At 60.0% G+C, this 16,034-nt stretch carries 12 protein-coding genes; 6 read left to right on the forward strand and 6 right to left on the reverse strand.

Features of this window, described 5'->3' with window-relative positions; translation table 11 throughout:
- Positions 1-11: 11 nt before the first annotated feature.
- From ACZ89R_RS10830 to edd, 5 genes are all read right to left on the reverse strand, one after another.
- Positions 12-1,271, reverse strand: a complete 1,260-nt coding sequence (locus tag ACZ89R_RS10830; RefSeq protein ID WP_429545808.1) for a D-mannose isomerase — start codon at positions 1,269-1,271, stop codon at positions 12-14.
- 224 nt (positions 1,272-1,495) lie between these two features.
- Complete coding sequence (locus ACZ89R_RS10835; protein WP_429547867.1) at positions 1,496-2,923, reverse strand: ATP-binding protein; 1,428 nt, start codon at positions 2,921-2,923, stop codon at positions 1,496-1,498.
- Positions 2,924-2,954: 31 nt separating this feature from the next.
- A complete protein-coding gene (locus ACZ89R_RS10840) occupies positions 2,955-3,686 on the reverse strand; it encodes a response regulator (protein WP_008006907.1) in 732 nt (243 codons plus the stop codon).
- A gap of 177 nt (positions 3,687-3,863) precedes the next feature.
- Entirely contained in the window at positions 3,864-4,823 is a 960-nt protein-coding gene (locus ACZ89R_RS10845; RefSeq protein ID WP_429545807.1) for a glucokinase, read from the reverse strand.
- Positions 4,820-6,646 (reverse strand): phosphogluconate dehydratase, encoded by a 1,827-nt coding sequence (edd, locus tag ACZ89R_RS10850; RefSeq protein ID WP_429384453.1) that lies wholly within the window; start codon positions 6,644-6,646, stop codon positions 4,820-4,822. Before edd ends, ACZ89R_RS10845 begins: the two co-directional genes overlap by 4 nt.
- Before the next feature lie 219 nt (positions 6,647-6,865).
- On the opposite strand from edd, the gene gap reads away from it, so the two are divergent.
- From gap to ACZ89R_RS10865, 3 genes are all read left to right on the forward strand, one after another.
- Positions 6,866-7,867 carry a type I glyceraldehyde-3-phosphate dehydrogenase gene (gene gap / locus ACZ89R_RS10855; protein WP_048395661.1) on the forward strand — a complete coding sequence of 334 codons (1,002 nt, stop codon included), beginning with the start codon at positions 6,866-6,868 and terminating at the stop codon, positions 7,865-7,867.
- Between the two features lie 181 nt (positions 7,868-8,048).
- Positions 8,049-8,513, forward strand: a complete 465-nt coding sequence (locus ACZ89R_RS10860) for a methylglyoxal synthase (RefSeq protein ID WP_007903352.1) — start codon at positions 8,049-8,051, stop codon at positions 8,511-8,513.
- A gap of 195 nt (positions 8,514-8,708) precedes the next feature.
- Complete coding sequence (locus tag ACZ89R_RS10865) at positions 8,709-10,040, forward strand: CoA transferase (RefSeq protein ID WP_429545806.1); 1,332 nt, start codon at positions 8,709-8,711, stop codon at positions 10,038-10,040.
- A gap of 270 nt (positions 10,041-10,310) precedes the next feature.
- Here the strand turns inward: ACZ89R_RS10865 and arcD (ACZ89R_RS10870) are convergent, their stop codons facing one another.
- On the reverse strand, positions 10,311-11,738 hold the full coding sequence (gene arcD, locus ACZ89R_RS10870) for an arginine-ornithine antiporter (protein ID WP_429545805.1): 1,428 nt from the start codon (positions 11,736-11,738) through the stop codon (positions 10,311-10,313).
- Between the two features lie 443 nt (positions 11,739-12,181).
- Here arcD (ACZ89R_RS10870) and arcD (ACZ89R_RS10875) point away from each other — a divergent pair, with 443 nt between their 5' ends.
- The 3 genes from arcD (ACZ89R_RS10875) to ACZ89R_RS10885 all read left to right on the forward strand — a co-directional run bounded on the left by arcD (ACZ89R_RS10875) (position 12,182) and on the right by ACZ89R_RS10885 (position 15,981).
- On the forward strand, positions 12,182-13,609 hold the full coding sequence (gene arcD, locus ACZ89R_RS10875; protein WP_429545804.1) for an arginine-ornithine antiporter: 1,428 nt from the start codon (positions 12,182-12,184) through the stop codon (positions 13,607-13,609).
- Between the two features lie 35 nt (positions 13,610-13,644).
- Positions 13,645-14,901, forward strand: a complete 1,257-nt coding sequence (arcA, locus tag ACZ89R_RS10880; protein WP_123495475.1) for an arginine deiminase — start codon at positions 13,645-13,647, stop codon at positions 14,899-14,901.
- A 69-nt stretch (positions 14,902-14,970) separates the two neighbouring features.
- The gene (locus ACZ89R_RS10885; protein WP_007903335.1) at positions 14,971-15,981 is read left to right on the forward strand and encodes an ornithine carbamoyltransferase; all 1,011 of its coding nucleotides are present in this window, start codon (positions 14,971-14,973) and stop codon (positions 15,979-15,981) included.
- The last annotated feature ends 53 nt before the right edge of the window (positions 15,982-16,034 follow it).

Below are 16,034 nucleotides of genomic sequence, written 5' to 3' on the forward strand. Positions count from 1 at the left end.
TCACCACATGGTTACACAGCAACGCTCTGGGACAATTGCGCCAGCGCACTGGCCATGCTCGGCGCCAACGGAAGGCGCGGGATCAAAACGGCTTGCCAGGCGTGATACAGGTCGGGTTTGCCGGCCCAGATGTCGGCGCTCGGACGGTTCAGCGGATCGAGTTCATGGTGCCAACTGCCATCGCAACGGTCGATGAAATGACTGTCACAGAATTCCCAGAACAGTCGGTACCAACGCTCGTATTGCTCATCACCGGTGCGTTTGAGCAGCGCACTGGCGGCGGCACTCGCTTCGGCGTGCGTCCAGTGCAGGCGATGACGAACCACCGCACGGTTATCCCAATCGAGGGTGTAGACAATGCCCGGCGCTCCGTCGACACCCCAACCGTGACGGCAATTGTGGTCGAAGAGTTTTTGCGCATCGGTTGCCAGCCAACCCGGTGTAAGTATCCCGGCCTGCACCCGCGCCGCTTCAAGATGCAGCAACAGCCGCGCCCATTCAAAACCATGTCCCGGCGTGGTGCCGTAAGGGCGGAATCCGTCAGCCGGGTTGTCGTGGTTGTAGTCGCGTAGCGGCTGCCAGTCGCGGTCGAAATGCTCGACCACCAGATAGTCATTGGCCGCGGCGTGATCGTGAATGACGCGCTCGACGATGCGCTGGGCGCGAATCAGCCAGCGGTTGTCTTCGGTGACATCGGCCAGGGCGAGGAAGGCTTCGGTGGCGTGCATGTTGCTGTTGGCGCCGCGATAGGCTTCCTCGACGCTCCAGTCGCGGTTGAAGGATTCGCGCATCGCGCCCTCCTCTTCGCTCCAGAAATGACTGTCGATGATGTGGATTGCATCGTCCAGCAGCGCTTGTGCGCCGGGGCGCTGGGCGACCACCGCAGAACTCGCGGCCAACGCCACGAAAGCATGCAGGTAAGCAGCTTTGCCGGTATTGCCGTCACGGTGTTCGGGCGTGGCGAACCAGCCGCCGTGTTCGGCATCACGCAGCGGCCCGCTGAGGGCCTGGATGCCGTGATCCACCAGCTCGGCGAAACCCGGCAGGCCCTGGATGTGGGCCATGGCGAAGCTGTGGGTCATGCGCGCGGTGTTCATGGTTTCAGCTTGCGCGTTGGCCGGGAGGCGACCCTTTTCATCGAGATTGCCGAAGCCTTCGGCAAGCTTTGCAGCCTTGGCGAATGCCAGCAGGCGCAGGCCTTCGGTGGCAAGCCATTGCTGATGGGCAGGCGCGTTCAGCCAACTGCTGAAGGCGGGTTGGAAGGTGTCCATGGGAGTACCTTTTTTGTTGTTATGACTGGGGGCAGTCTAAACAACGGGCGATGGCGGGCAGGTAACGAAGGGGGCGGCTTTTGTCACGGAGCTGTGACAAAAAAAAGCAAAATCAAAAGATCGCAGCCTTCGGCAGCTCCTACAGAGGAATCGCGTACCCCCGTGAATATCGGGCGGACACAAATTCTGTAGGAGCTGCCGAAGGCTGCGATCTTTTGATCTTCTCAATCGACAGATCGCGGCAACTGCAACGTCACCCGCAACCCGCCTTCACGCAGGTTTTGCAGGCTGACTTCACCGCCATGGCTATGGGCAATGTTGCGCGCAATCCCCAGCCCCAGGCCATAACCCTGCTGCTGCCCGGCCAAGCGGAAGTGCGGTTCGAACACCTGCTCCAGCCGCTGCTCCGGCACGCCCGGCCCTTCATCGTCGACATGCAGGACAAACGCGCTCTCATCGTCATCGATGTGCAGATGCGCGTTCTGCCCATATTTCAAGGCGTTGTCGATCAGGTTGCCGATGCAACGCTTGAGCGCCAATGGCTTGCCGGGATACGGCGCCAACGCCCGGCCATGCTGAGTCACGCGACCATTACCGTTGGGCGCCAGATACGGTTCCACCAGGCAGTCGAGCACATGGTTGAGGTCCACCGGCTCGATGTTCTCGTGGATGTCGGTGTCTTTCACGCATTGCAACGCGCCCTTTACCAGCAACTCCAGCTCATCCAGATCACGGCCGAACTTGGCTTGCAGTTTTTCGTCTTCAAGCAATTCCACCCGCAATCGCAGCCGGGTAATCGGCGTGCGCAAGTCATGGGAAATCGCGCTGAACAATTGGCTGCGTTCAGTCAGGTAACGGCTGATACGTTCGCGCATCGCATTGAAGGCGCGACCCACTTCCACCACTTCACTGCCGCCGTACTCGGCCACCGGTTCGACTTCCGCGCCCAACGACATGTCCCTGGCCGCACGGGCCAGACGTTTGAGCGGACGGCTCTGCCAGTGCACCAGTAGGCCGATGAACAGCAGCAAGAACCCGCTGGTGAGTACGATGAACCAGACCTGCTGCGCCGGCAGGCCTTGTTCTTCAAGACTGGTGTAGGGCTCGGGCAACAGTGAGGCGATGTACAGCCATTCCCCCGGTGCCATCTGGATTTGCGTGACCAGTACCGGCGGGTTCACCGGCTCCAGGGTCAACGCGTAATGCGCCCAGGAGCGCGGCAACTCATCGAGCTTCAAGCCACCATTGAAAATCCGCAGGTCTTCGGGGCTGACGAAGGTCACCGAGATATCGGTGTCCTGGCCCAACGACTGGCGCAGCACTTCGTCCACCGCTTTGAGCACCGCTGCTTTGCGCGGGGTGATCGGCAGCACTTCCATGCCCAGTGGTTTGTCGTTGAGGGTCACCACGAATCGAGTGCCGCCCATGCTGCGTAACTGATCGAGCACCAGCGGCCGAAATGCCACCGGCAACGAGCGGAAATAACTGACGCTGGCTGTCATGGAATGGGCCAGGCTACGGGCACTGGTGACCAAACCTTCAAGCTGCGTGGCGCGCAATTGCGAGACCCAGATGACGCTCGACAACGCCTGTGCGAACAGCACCGCCAGCAGGGTCAGCAGCAACATGCGCCCGAGCAGCGAGCGCGGCACCGGCACCCGCCCGGCGAGCTTGCGCAGGAACTCAGTGGCCATTGCTGGCAACCACGTTGGCTGCCAGTTGGTAGCCACTGCCGCGCACGGTACGGATCAGCCGCGGCGGTTTTTCGGTATCGCGCAGGCGCTGGCGCAAACGGCTGACCGCCATGTCGACGATGCGATCGAGCGGCATCAGGTCACGGCCACGGGTGGCGTTGCCGATGGTGTCGCGGTCGAGGATTTCCTGAGGATGATCGAGGAACAGTTTCAGCAGCGCGAAATCGGCGCCCGAGAGAATCACTTCCTCGCCGTCGATATGGAACAGCCGATGGCTGACCATGTCCAGCCGCCAGTCATCGAAGGCCAGCACTTCACTGCCGGAACGCTCCTGACCGAACTGCGCGCGGCGCAACAAGGCTTTGATGCGCGCCTGCAATTCACGCGGGCTGAAGGGTTTGCCGAGGTAGTCGTCTGCGCCCAGTTCCAGGCCGATGACGCGGTCGGCCTCGTCGGAGCTGGCGGTGAGCATGATGATCGGCACATGGGCCTGACGCGGGTGCTGGCGAATCCAGCGACAGAGGCTGAACCCGTCTTCGTCCGGCAGCATCACGTCGAGAATCACCAGATCGCTCGGTGCCTCGTTCAAGGCCTGACGAAAGCCTGCACCGTCGGGCGTGGTACGGACCTGGAAACCGGCGCGGGTCAGGTAGGTGTCCAGCAACTCGCGTATCTCTTGATCGTCATCGACCAACAAAATCGACTTGTTGACTGAGCTCACGGGGCGGCATCCTTGTTGTTTGAATTGGTTGGATTATGCCTTAAGCAAGAAATCTACAAACACCGCAGAACCAATTGTGGGAGCGAGCCTGCTCGCGATGGGGCCATCACATTCAACATACTTGTTGACTGACACTCCGTCATCGCGAGCAGGCTCGCTCCCACACTGGATTGCATTTCAGGCTGGAATGGATTGCTCCAGCGCCACACCCGCGCCCATCAGGCCGGAATACGGCGCCGTCACCAGCCACACCGGAATGCCTTTGAAGTAATCGCTCATGCAGCCCTTGTCGGCGAAGCAGCGGGCGAAACCGCTTTTTACGAAGAAATCGGCAAACCGTGGAATCACGCCGCCAACGATGTATACACCACCGCGCGCCCCGGTAGTCAGGACGTTGTTGCCGGCCACGCGACCGAGCCAGCAGCAGAACTGCTCGAGCACTTCCAGGGCAATCGGATCGCCCGCCAGCCCGGCCTTTGTGATCGCTTCCGGCGTGTCGAGCACCGGTTCATGTCCGTCCACCGCGCAGATCGCCCGGTAGACCCGCGGCAAACCACTGCCGCTCAACGCCGTTTCAGCGCTGACATGGCCGATCTCATTGAAGATCTGTTGCCACAGTTGGGTTTCTCGCGGGCTGCTCAGCGGCAGGTCGACGTGACCGCCCTCCCCCGGCAGCGGGGCAAAACGACCTTCGCCCAGGTCGAGCAAGGTGCCCACGCCCAGGCCAGTGCCCGGGCCGATCACCACCGCCGGCCGCAACGGTTCCGGCGTGCCTTCGCAGACCACCCGAAATTCACCCGGTTGCAAGCGGGTCATGCCCAGGGCCATCGCCGAGAAATCGTTGACCAGCAGCAGTTGATCCACCTGCAAAGTCTTGCAGAAACCCTTGCGGCTGAGCCGCCAGTGATTGTTGGTGAATTTGAATTCATCGCCGCTCACGGGGCCTGCCACCGACAGGCACACCGAACCGATCGAACCCGGCGCCAGACCGAGGCCGCTCAGGTAGAGCGCAATGGCCTCTTCCGGGCTGGCGTGGTCTGCCGTCGCCAGCACCTGGACCGATTCCAGCTGCTGGTTTTTCCACAACGCGAAACGTGCGTTGGTGCCACCGATGTCACCGACCAGAGCCAGTTTCAATTAAGCGTCTCCAGGGCAGAAGTAAAGGCGCTGGCGCCTTGCTCTGCGGAGCTGAAGGCCATGCGCATGAAACCAAACAGTTCGCGACCGCTGCCAATGTTGTTGCCCAACAGACCCTTGGCAGGTTCGCGCGCTGCGAATTCTTCGGCGTCCACCTTAAGCTCCAGGGTGCCTTTGACGCCATCGACGCGGATGATATCGCCCTCTTGCACCCGCGCCAAAGCGCCACCCACATAAGCTTCGGGGCTGACGTGGATCGCCGCCGGGATTTTCCCCGAGGCGCCGGACATACGCCCGTCAGTCACCAACGCGACTTTGAAGCCGCGATCCTGCAACACGCCGAGGAACGGCGTCATCTTGTGCAGTTCCGGCATACCGTTGGAACGCGGCCCCTGGAAGCGCATCACCGCGACAAAATCCTTCTCCAGCAAACCGGCCTTGAACGCATCGGCCAGGTCCTGTTGGTCCTGGAACACCATGGCTGGCGCTTCGACGACCTGGTTTTCCAGCGCGACTGCCGAGACCTTCATCACGCCACGGCCAAGGTTGCCTTCCATCACCCGCAAGCCACCCTCTGCCGAGAATGCGCGAGCGACCGGACGCAGGATGTTTTCGTCGAGGCTTTCGATCGGGCCTTCGCGCCAGACCAGTTCGCCGTTTTCGAGGAACGGTTCCATGGTGTAGCGGCTCAGGCCGTGACCGAGCACGGTGTTGACATTTTCGTGAAGCAGGCCGGCTTCCAGCAGTTCACGGATCAGGAACGACATACCGCCCGCCGCCTGGAAGTGGTTGATGTCGGCTTTGCCGTTCGGGTACACGTGGCTCAGGGTCGGCACCACCTCGGAGAGGTCGGCCATGTCCTGCCAGGTCAACTGGATGCCCGCGGCCATGGCGATGGCCGGCATGTGCAGGGTGTGGTTGGTCGAGCCGCCCGTGGCGTGCAGGGCCACGATGGAGTTGACCAGTGAACGCTCGTCGACGATTTCGCCGATCGGCATGAAGTCGCCGTTCTGCTTGGTCAAGCGGGTGACCTGGTGCGCCGCTTCGCGGGTCAGGGCATCGCGCAACGGGGTGTTCGGGTTGACGAAAGAGGCGCCCGGCAAGTGCAGGCCCATGACTTCCATCAGCAACTGGTTAGTGTTGGCGGTGCCGTAGAAAGTGCAGGTGCCAGGGCTGTGATAGGACTTCATCTCCGATTCCAGCAGCTCTTCGCGCGTCGCCTTGCCTTCGGCGTAGCGCTGACGCACATCGGCTTTCTGCTTGTTGGAGATGCCCGACACCATCGGCCCGCCCGGCACGAAAATCGTCGGCAGATGACCGAAACGCAACGCGCCCATCATCAGGCCCGGCACGATCTTGTCGCAGATGCCGAGCATCAGCGCGCCGTCGAACATGTTGTGGGACAGCGCCACAGCGGTGGACAACGCGATCACTTCGCGGCTCGGCAGGCTCAGTTCCATGCCCGGTTCGCCCTGGGTCACGCCATCGCACATCGCGGGGGTGCCACCGGCGAACTGGCCGACGGAGCCGATTTCGCGCAGGGCTTTTTTGATCTGTTCAGGAAAGACTTCGTACGGCTGGTGCGCCGAGAGCATGTCGTTATAAGACGAAACGATGGCGATGTTGGCGGAGTTCATCATCCGCAGGCTGTGCTTGTCGTCGCTGCCACACCCGGCTACGCCATGGGCGAAGTTGGCGCATTGCAGCTTGCCGCGCATCGGGCCATCGCTGGCGGCGCCGCGGATCAATGCAAGGTAAGCCTCACGCGTGGTGCGGCTGCGGGCGATAAGCCGTTCGGTGACCTCAAGGACGCGGGGATGCATGTGTAGAACTCCAGGCTAACGGATGTGGCGACCTGATTGTCTATGCTGACCAAGTACCGCTGTGATCGGGGTGACAGACGGTTTTCTTGATCATTCGGACCAGTTGATTCAGGTCACTCGTTGTAGATAAAACAAAATATTGCCACTAAAAAGGCTTGTTTTCTATTTTTTTGCGAATAATCTTGTAATTCCAACAACAAAACGACGGCGGCGCTGTAAATGACTCTTCGAATTGCAATCAATGGTTTTGGCCGTATCGGCCGTAATGTCCTGCGCGCACTGTATACCCAAGGCTATCGTCAGGATCTGCAGATCGTAGCGATCAACGACCTGGGCGACAGCTCGATGAATGCTCATCTGCTCAAGTACGACACCGTTCACGGCACATTCGATGCCGATGTCCAACACGATCAGGAAAGCCTGACCGTCAATGGCGACCGTATTTCGGTCAGTGCCATTCGCAACCCGGCCGAACTGCCCTGGGCCGCGGAAAAGGTCGACGTCGTGTTCGAATGCACCGGTCTGTTCACCGACCGTGCCAAAGCCGCCGCGCATATTACGGCCGGCGCGCGCAAAGTGATTATCTCGGCCCCGGCCAAAGGCGCCGACGCCACCGTGGTTTATGGGGTTAACCACGACATTCTGCGCCAATCGCACCAGATCATTTCCAACGCCTCGTGCACCACCAACTGCCTGGCCCCGGTGGCCCAGGTGCTGCACCGCGAGCTGGGCATCGAAAGCGGTCTGATGACCACCATCCATGCTTATACCAACGACCAGAACCTGACCGACGTCTACCACACCGACCCGTACCGCGCCCGTTCCGCCACCCAGAACATGATCCCGAGCAAGACCGGCGCCGCTGAAGCGGTGGGCCTGGTGCTGCCGGAACTGGCGGGCAAACTCACCGGCATGGCGGTGCGGGTTCCAGTGATCAACGTGTCGCTGGTGGACCTGACCGTGCAGCTCAAGCGTGAAGCGTCGGCCGATGAAGTCAACGCGATGCTCAAACACGCCAGCCAGCACTCGAAGATTCTCGGTTACAACACCCTGCCGCTGGTTTCCAGCGACTTCAACCACAACCCGCTGTCGTCGATCTTCGACGCCAACCACACCAAGTCCAGCGGCAAGCTGCTTAAAGTGCTGGCCTGGTACGACAACGAATGGGGCTTCTCCAACCGCATGCTCGATAACTGCCTGGCGCTCTGCAACGCAGAATAAACAGCTACGTCGACGCGGCCCCCGTAGGAGCTGCCGAAGGCTGCGATCTTTTGATCTTGATCTTCTCTGGATCGCTGAAAATCAGGATCAAAAGATCGCAGCCTTCGGCAGCTCCTACAGGTATGTGAAAACGCCGAAAAATGCGTCGTCCCAGGCGCATTCTCGTCAGGAGAAGCAAGCGATGATCGGTATCAGCTTTACGCAAAAAACCCTGGCGGCGCGCAAGCGTATCGCCCTGGTTGCCCACGACCACTGCAAGGTATTTTTGCTGGACTGGGCCGAGCGGCAGAAAGACAAACTCGCACAGCATGAACTGGTCGCCACCGGCACGACGGGGTTGTTGTTACAACAACGCCTCGACCTGCCGGTGGAAAGCATGATCAGCGGTCCGCTGGGCGGCGACCAACAACTGGGCGCGCGAATCGCCGAGCAGCGAGTCGATATGCTGGTGTTCTTCTGGGACCCGTTCGAACCGCAACCCCACGACCCGGACATCAAAGCGCTGCTGCGGGTCGCGGCGGTGTGGAACATCCCGGTGGCCTGCAATGAGTGCAGCGCCGATTACCTGCTCAGCAGCCCGTTGATGGATCAGGCTCACGAACACCGCATTCCGGATTACGCGACCTATTTGCTAGGGCGCGGGTAAAGCGCCCGGAATCACTCTCGATACCCTCCTGACACAAATCCCCTGTGAGAGCGAGCCTGCTCGCGATGACGGACTGACATTCACCATGATGTCGACTGAAAGACCGCTATCGCGAGCAAGCTCGCTCCCACAGGATTTCATCCGACCCGCCAGTTTTTTGATCTATGCTCGGGCTCTCGCTCCGGAGGGCCTTCGATGACTGATTTACTCACGTCCATTCAAGCCGCACTCGGCTTGCCCCACACACCCATCCCGTTCACCTCAAGCGGCGCCCTGCCCTCGGCATTTGCCGTCACCGACCTTGCCTGCGCCAGCATTGCCGCTGCCGGTCAGGCTGTCAGTGAATGGCTGCAACAACACACCGGCCGTTTGCCTACTCTTGAAGTCGACCGGCGCCTTGCGTCGTTCTGGTTCGCAACGTCGATCCGCCCCGTGGGCTGGAGCGTTCCACCGTTATGGGACCCGGTTGCCGGTGACTATGCGACCAAGGACGGCTGGGTTCGTTTACACACCAACGCGCCTCATCACCGTGCCGCCGCTGAAAGCGTGCTCGGCGCCTGTGCCGACCGCGCCGCGATGGCGAGCAAGGTTGCGCAATGGGCGAAAAGCGATCTGGAACAGGCCGTAGTCGATGCTGGTGGTTGCGCGGCCGAAATGCGCAGCTGGTCGCGATGGCAAGCGCATCCCCAAGGTTTGGCGGTGAATGCCGAGCCGTTGATTCAGTTCAGCGCCGACAGCGGCGAAAATGCAAAGCCGTGGCGGGGTTCGGTGGCGCAACCGCTGGCGGGCATCAAGGTGCTGGATTTGACCCGCGTGTTGGCCGGCCCCATCGCCAGCCGTTTTCTCGCCGGCCTCGGCGCCGATGTTTTGCGCATCGACCCACCGACCTGGAACGAACCGGGCGTGGTACCGGAAGTCACCTTGGGCAAACGCTGTGCGCGCCTGGATCTGCACGACAAGACTGATCGCGCGGTGTTCGAAAGCCTGCTCAAGGACGCCGATATCCTGCTCCACGGCTACCGCGCCGATGCATTGGAAAGGTTGGGTTACGGCGCCGCCGAGCGTCAACAACTGGCGCCTGGCCTGATTGATGTGTGCCTCAACGCCTACGGTTGGAGCGGCCCTTGGCAGAACCGTCGAGGGTTCGACAGTTTGGTACAGATGAGCAGCGGGATTGCCGAAGCGGGGATGCAGTGGAAGAAAGCGAACCAGCCGACGCCGCTGCCGGTGCAGGCGCTTGATCACACCACCGGGTATTTGATGGCAGCGGCGGCGATCACGTTATTGGGACGTGGCGGGTCGGCCAGGTTGTCGTTGGCGCGGACCGCCAAGTTGCTGATTGAACATGGTGCAGGGACCGATGAGCCGTTGCGGGCGGAGGATGACAACGATCAAGGGCTGTTGATTGAGCAGACACCTTGGGGGCCGGCCCATCGGTTGAAGGTTCCGCTGAAAATCACCGGAACGCCGCTGCAGTGGGCGCTGCCGGCCGGGGAATTGGGTTCCCATCGCGCGCAGTGGTGGTGACCCTCAAATAGCTATCGCGAGCAGGCTCGCTCCCACAGGTGATCACATTTCTCCAGTACGACTCGGTCAACTGTGGGAGCGAGCCTGCTCGCGATAGGGCCCGAAACACTCAACACAATTGCTGGAACTGTATTCAGTCTGGTCGGCTCAACGATTTCCAAAGCACCTGAGCTGTATGTTCTCGACAGGCCGCCAAGCCTCGGCCCGTATCCACAACCAGAAACAGCATCGCCGACCAGTCATAAGGTGGTTGATACGCCAGCAATAACCTCACAACGACAACAATCCGCTGTACAACCCATAGGCCGCCAACCCCGCCCCGGCAACCACACAGCTGAAAATCCCCTTCTCCACCGACGTAAACAGCGGTTTGCCCTGCTCCCGCTTGGCCTGGGCAAACAGAATCACCCCCGGTGCATACAACAATGCCGAGAGCAGCAGGTATTTCACGCCGCCGGCATATAACAACCAGACCGCGTAACACAGGGCAATGCCACCGATCAGCAAGTCTTTCGTGCGCTCGGCCGAAGCATGCTCATAGGTTTCTCCTCGCCCGCTCAACAACACCGCATACGCCGCCGACCACAGATACGGCACCAGAATCATCGACGAGGCGAGGTAGATCAGGCTGGTGTAAGTACCGGCGGAAAACAGCGTGATCAGCAGAAAAATCTGGATCATCACGTTGGTGAGCCACAGTGCGTTGACCGGCACATGGTTGGCGTTCTCTTTTTTCAGGAAGGCAGGCATCGTCTTGTCTTTCGCGGTGGCGAAGAGGATTTCGGCGCATAGCAACGCCCAGGACAGCAAAGCTCCCAATAGTGAAATAGCCAGGCCGATGCTGATCAGCAGCGCGCCCCAAGGGCCGACGATATGTTCCAGCACCGCCGCCAGCGACGGGTTCTGCAAGGTGGCCAATTGCGGTTGGCTCATGATGCCGAGCGACAACACGTTCACCAGCACCAGCAGCGCCAACACACCGACAAAACCGATGACCGTCGCCCGGCCCACGTCCGAACGTTTCTGCGCCCTCGCCGAATACACGCTGGCGCCTTCGATGCCGATGAAGACGAACACGGTGACCAGCATCATGTTGCGCACCTGGTCCATCACGCCGCCGAAATTCGGATTGCTGCGACCCCAGATGTCTCGGGTGAAGATGTCTGCCTTGAAGGCCACAGCGGCAATGACGATGAACATGATCAGCGGTACGATCTTGGCCACGGTGGTCAGTTGATTGATGAACGCCGCTTCCTTGATTCCGCGCAGCACCAGAAAATGCACCGCCCACAGCAGCACCGACGCGCAGCCGATGGCGATGGGTGTGTTGCCCTGGCCAAAGGCCGGAAAGAAATAACCGAGGGTGCTGAACAGCAAGACGAAATAACCGACGTTGCCCAGCCAGGCACTGATCCAGTATCCCCAGGCCGACGAGAAACCCATGTAATCGCCGAAACCTGCCTTGGCGTAGGCGTACACCCCGGAGTCCAGTTCCGGCTTGCGATTGGCCAGGGTCTGAAAGACGAAAGCCAGGGTCAGCATGCCCACAGCAGTAATCGCCCAACCAATCAATATCGCCCCGGCATCGGCACGCGCCGCCATGTTTTGCGGTAAGGAAAAAATTCCACCGCCAATCATCGATCCCACCACCAAAGCGATCAGCGCACTCAGGCGAAGCTTTTGCGTCGGTTGCGACATTCGGGCACCTCCATTACCCCGCCGACTATCACCGCGAGACCGTCACATTGTTGTTTTTAACTAAATAGATAAAGCGCAATAACGTTTATCAATTAACGCCAATCTCTGTCTTTTACTTATAGCTGATCACGCTAACGCGCTGACTCGAAATCGCAGTTTTGTCTGTATGTTCTAATAAATCCATCTCACTCCAAAATCAGAATTCATCACTTGCCAAAACATAAAAACAAACTAGCGTCTAAACTTCAATCGATGCGCTTTATTTCTCCAATCGTCAGCCGAGGCCTCTGGAAAGAGCTCTTCCGGCAATAACCTTACGCCTATAAAAATTACATAAGTCGTTAATTAACAATGGAATGTGATCATGCATTGATCCAAGTCAGATGATTGAAAAGCAAACGAATTAATCTGTTTTCTCTCTTTCTCCTGCACTGGAGTCATGCATGTCTGAATCCCCCGGAAAACTGAAACTTGGCGCTCTGGTTGCGCTGGTGGTCGGCTCGATGATCGGTGGCGGGATTTTCTCGCTGCCTCAGAACATGGCCGCCAGTGCCGACGTCGGGGCCGTTCTTATCGGTTGGGCAATTACCGCCGTCGGTATGTTGACTCTAGCCTTCGTGTTCCAGACCCTGGCCAATCGCAAGCCAGATCTTGACGGCGGTGTTTACGCCTACGCCAAGGCCGGTTTCGGCGACTACATGGGTTTCTCGTCCGCTTGGGGTTACTGGATCAGTGCCTGGCTGGGTAACGTTGGTTACTTCGTTCTGTTGTTCAGCACCCTCGGTTACTTCTTTCCGATCTTCGGCGAAGGCAACACGGTTGCTGCCGTGATCGGCGCGTCTGTGCTGCTCTGGGGCGTACATTTCCTCGTGTTGCGGGGCATCAAGGAAGCGGCGTTCATCAACTTGGTGACCACCGTCGCCAAGGTCGTGCCTCTGCTGCTGTTTGTCCTGATCGCGATTTTCGCCTTCAAGCTGGAGATCTTCACCGCCGACATCTGGGGTCTGAAAAACCCGGACCTGGGCAGCGTGATGAACCAGGTGCGCAAGATGATGCTGGTCACCGTCTGGGTGTTCATCGGCATCGAAGGCGCGAGCATCTTCTCGGCCCGTGCAGAAAAACGCAGCGACGTGGGTAAAGCCACCGTTATCGGTTTCATCACCGTGCTGCTGTTCCTGGTGCTGGTGAACGTGCTGTCGCTGGGCATCATGACTCAACCGGAATTGGCGAAACTGCAGAACCCGTCCATGGCCGCGGTGCTGGAGCATGTGGTCGGTCATTGGGGGGCGGTGCTGATCAGCGTCGGCCTGATCATCTCGTTGCTGGGTGCGCTGTTGTCGTGGGTGCTGCTGTGTGCGGAGATTATGTTCGCCGCCGCCAAGGACCACACCATGCCGGCCTTTTTGCGCCGCGAAAACGCCAACCATGTGCCGGTCAATGCGCTGTGGCTGACCAACGCCATGGTCCAGTTGTTCCTGATCATCACGCTGTTCTCGGCCAGCACTTACCTGTCGCTGATCTACCTCGCCACGTCGATGATTCTGGTGCCGTACCTGTGGTCGGCGGCGTACGCGCTGCTGTTGGCGGTGCGCGGCGAGAGTTATGAAAACGCTGCGGCCGAGCGCAGGAAAGACCTGTTCATCGGCACCATCGCGTTGACCTACGCGGTCTGGCTGATCTATGCCGGCGGCGTCAAATACCTGCTGCTCTCCGCCCTGCTCTATGCGCCCGGCGCGATCCTGTTCGCCAAGGCCAAGCTTGAAGTCAACAAACCGGTTTTCACCAACGTCGAGAAGCTGATTTTCGCAGCGGTCGTCGTGGGCGCCCTGGTGGCGGCTTACGGGCTGTATGACGGCTTCCTGACCCTGTAACACCTGACCCATTTGTCATCTGGAGGAACACTGTAATGACCACCGAAAAAGTTAAGTACGGCGTCCATTCCGAAGCCGGCAAACTGCGTAAAGTCATGGTTTGCTCCCCCGGCCTGGCCCACCAGCGGCTGACCCCGAACAACTGCGATGAACTGCTTTTCGACGATGTGCTGTGGGTGGCTCAAGCCAAGCGTGACCATTTCGACTTCGTCACCAAAATGCGCGAGCGCAACGTCGACGTGCTGGAAATGCACAACCTGCTGACCGACATCGTTGCAATTCCTGAAGCGCTGGACTGGATCCTGGAGCGCAAGATCACCGCCAATTCGGTGGGCCTGGGTCTGGTCAATGAAACCGCTTCCTGGCTACGCAGCCTGGAGCCGCGCAAGATCGCCGAGTTTCTGATTGGCGGTGTTTCGGCCGATGACCTGCCGGACAGCTTTGGCGGCAAGACCATCCAGATGTTCCGCGAATTTCTCGGTCACTCCAGCTTCATTCTGCCGCCGCTGCCCAACACCCAGTTCACCCGCGATACCACCTGCTGGATCTACGGCGGCGTGACGCTCAACCCGATGTACTGGCCGGCGCGCCGTCAGGAAACCCTGCTGACCACCGCCATCTACAAATTCCATCCGCAGTTCACCAACGCCGACTTCCAGATCTGGTACGGCGACCCGGATCAGGACCATGGCAGCGCCACCCTTGAGGGCGGCGACGTGATGCCGATCGGCAACGGCGTGGTGCTGATCGGCATGGGCGAGCGTTCATCCCGCCAGGCCATCGGCCAATTGGCGGTCAACCTGTTCAAGAACAAAGCCGTCGAGCGGGTGATAGTCGCCGGCCTGCCGAAGTCCCGCGCCGCGATGCACCTGGACACCGTGTTCAGCTTCTGCGACCGCGACCTTGTGACCATTTTCCCGGAAGTGGTGAGCCAGATCGTCGCCTTCAGTGTGCGCCCTGACGAAAGCAAACCGGGCGGCGTCGACGTTCGCCGCGAAGAAACCAGCTTCCTCGACACCGTGGCCAAGGCCCTCAACCTCAAAGCACTGCGCGTGGTGGAAACCGGCGGCAACGCCTTCGCCGCCGAACGCGAGCAATGGGACGACGGCAACAACGTGGTGGCCGTGGAACCCGGGGTGGTGATCGGTTACGACCGCAACACCTACACCAACACCCTGCTGCGCAAGGCCGGTGTGGAGGTCATCACCATCAGCGCCGGCGAACTCGGTCGCGGGCGTGGCGGCGGCCACTGCATGACCTGCCCGATCATCCGTGACCCTATCGACTATTAACTCTCAAACCCTGGCCGCCGCTTATCCAGCGCGGCCTGGGGGATAACCGATACCCAAGGAGATCCAATCATGGCTTTCAATATGCGCAACCGCAGCCTGCTGAGTTTGATGCACCACACCACTCGCGAGCTCAATTACCTGCTGGACCTGTCCCGTGACCTCAAGCGCGCCAAATACACCGGCACCGAGCGTCCGCACCTGCAAGGCAAAAACATCGCGCTGATCTTCGAAAAAACCTCGACCCGCACCCGTTGCGCCTTCGAAGTCGCGGCCCATGACCAGGGCGCCCACGTCACCTACATCGACCCGGTGTCGTCGCAGATCGGCCACAAGGAAAGCATGAAAGACACCGCCCGCGTGCTGGGGCGGATGTTCGACGCCATCGAGTACCGCGGCTTCGAACAGGAAATTGTCGAAGAGCTGGCGAAATTCGCCGGTGTGCCGGTGTTCAACGGTTTGACCGCTGAATTCCACCCGACGCAAATGATCGCCGACACCCTGACCATGCGTGAACACAGCGACAAGCCGCTGCACGACATCAGCTACGCCTACCTCGGCGATGCCCGCTACAACATGGGCAATTCGCTGTTGATGATCGGCGCCAAACTCGGCATGGACGTGCGCATCGCCGCGCCGAAAGCGCTGTGGCCACATCAGGACTTCATCGATCAGTGCAAGGCCTTCGCCGAGGAAAGCGGCGCGCGCATCACCATCACCGAAGACCCGAAGGAAGCGGTCAAGGACGTGGACTTCATCCACACCGACATCTGGGTGTCGATGGGCGAGCCGGTGGAGGCGTGGGACGAGCGCATCGAGCAACTGCTGCCCTACCAGGTCAACGCCGAGATGATGAAGGCCTCGGGCAACCCGCGCGTGAAATTCATGCACTGCCTGCCGGCGTTCCACAACAGCGAAACCAAGGTCGGCAAAGACATCGCCGCGCGCTATCCGCACCTGGCCAACGGCGTCGAAGTGACGGAAGACGTCTTCGAGTCGCCGGCCAACATCGCCTTCGAGCAAGCGGAAAACCGCATGCACACCATCAAGGCGATTCTGGTGTCGGCGCTGGCGGATATCTGAGGCTGAACACTTGTTCATGACCTGACCCTGTAGGAGCTGCCGAAGGCTGCGAT

Source organism: Pseudomonas sp. TE3728 (assembly GCF_056279145.1).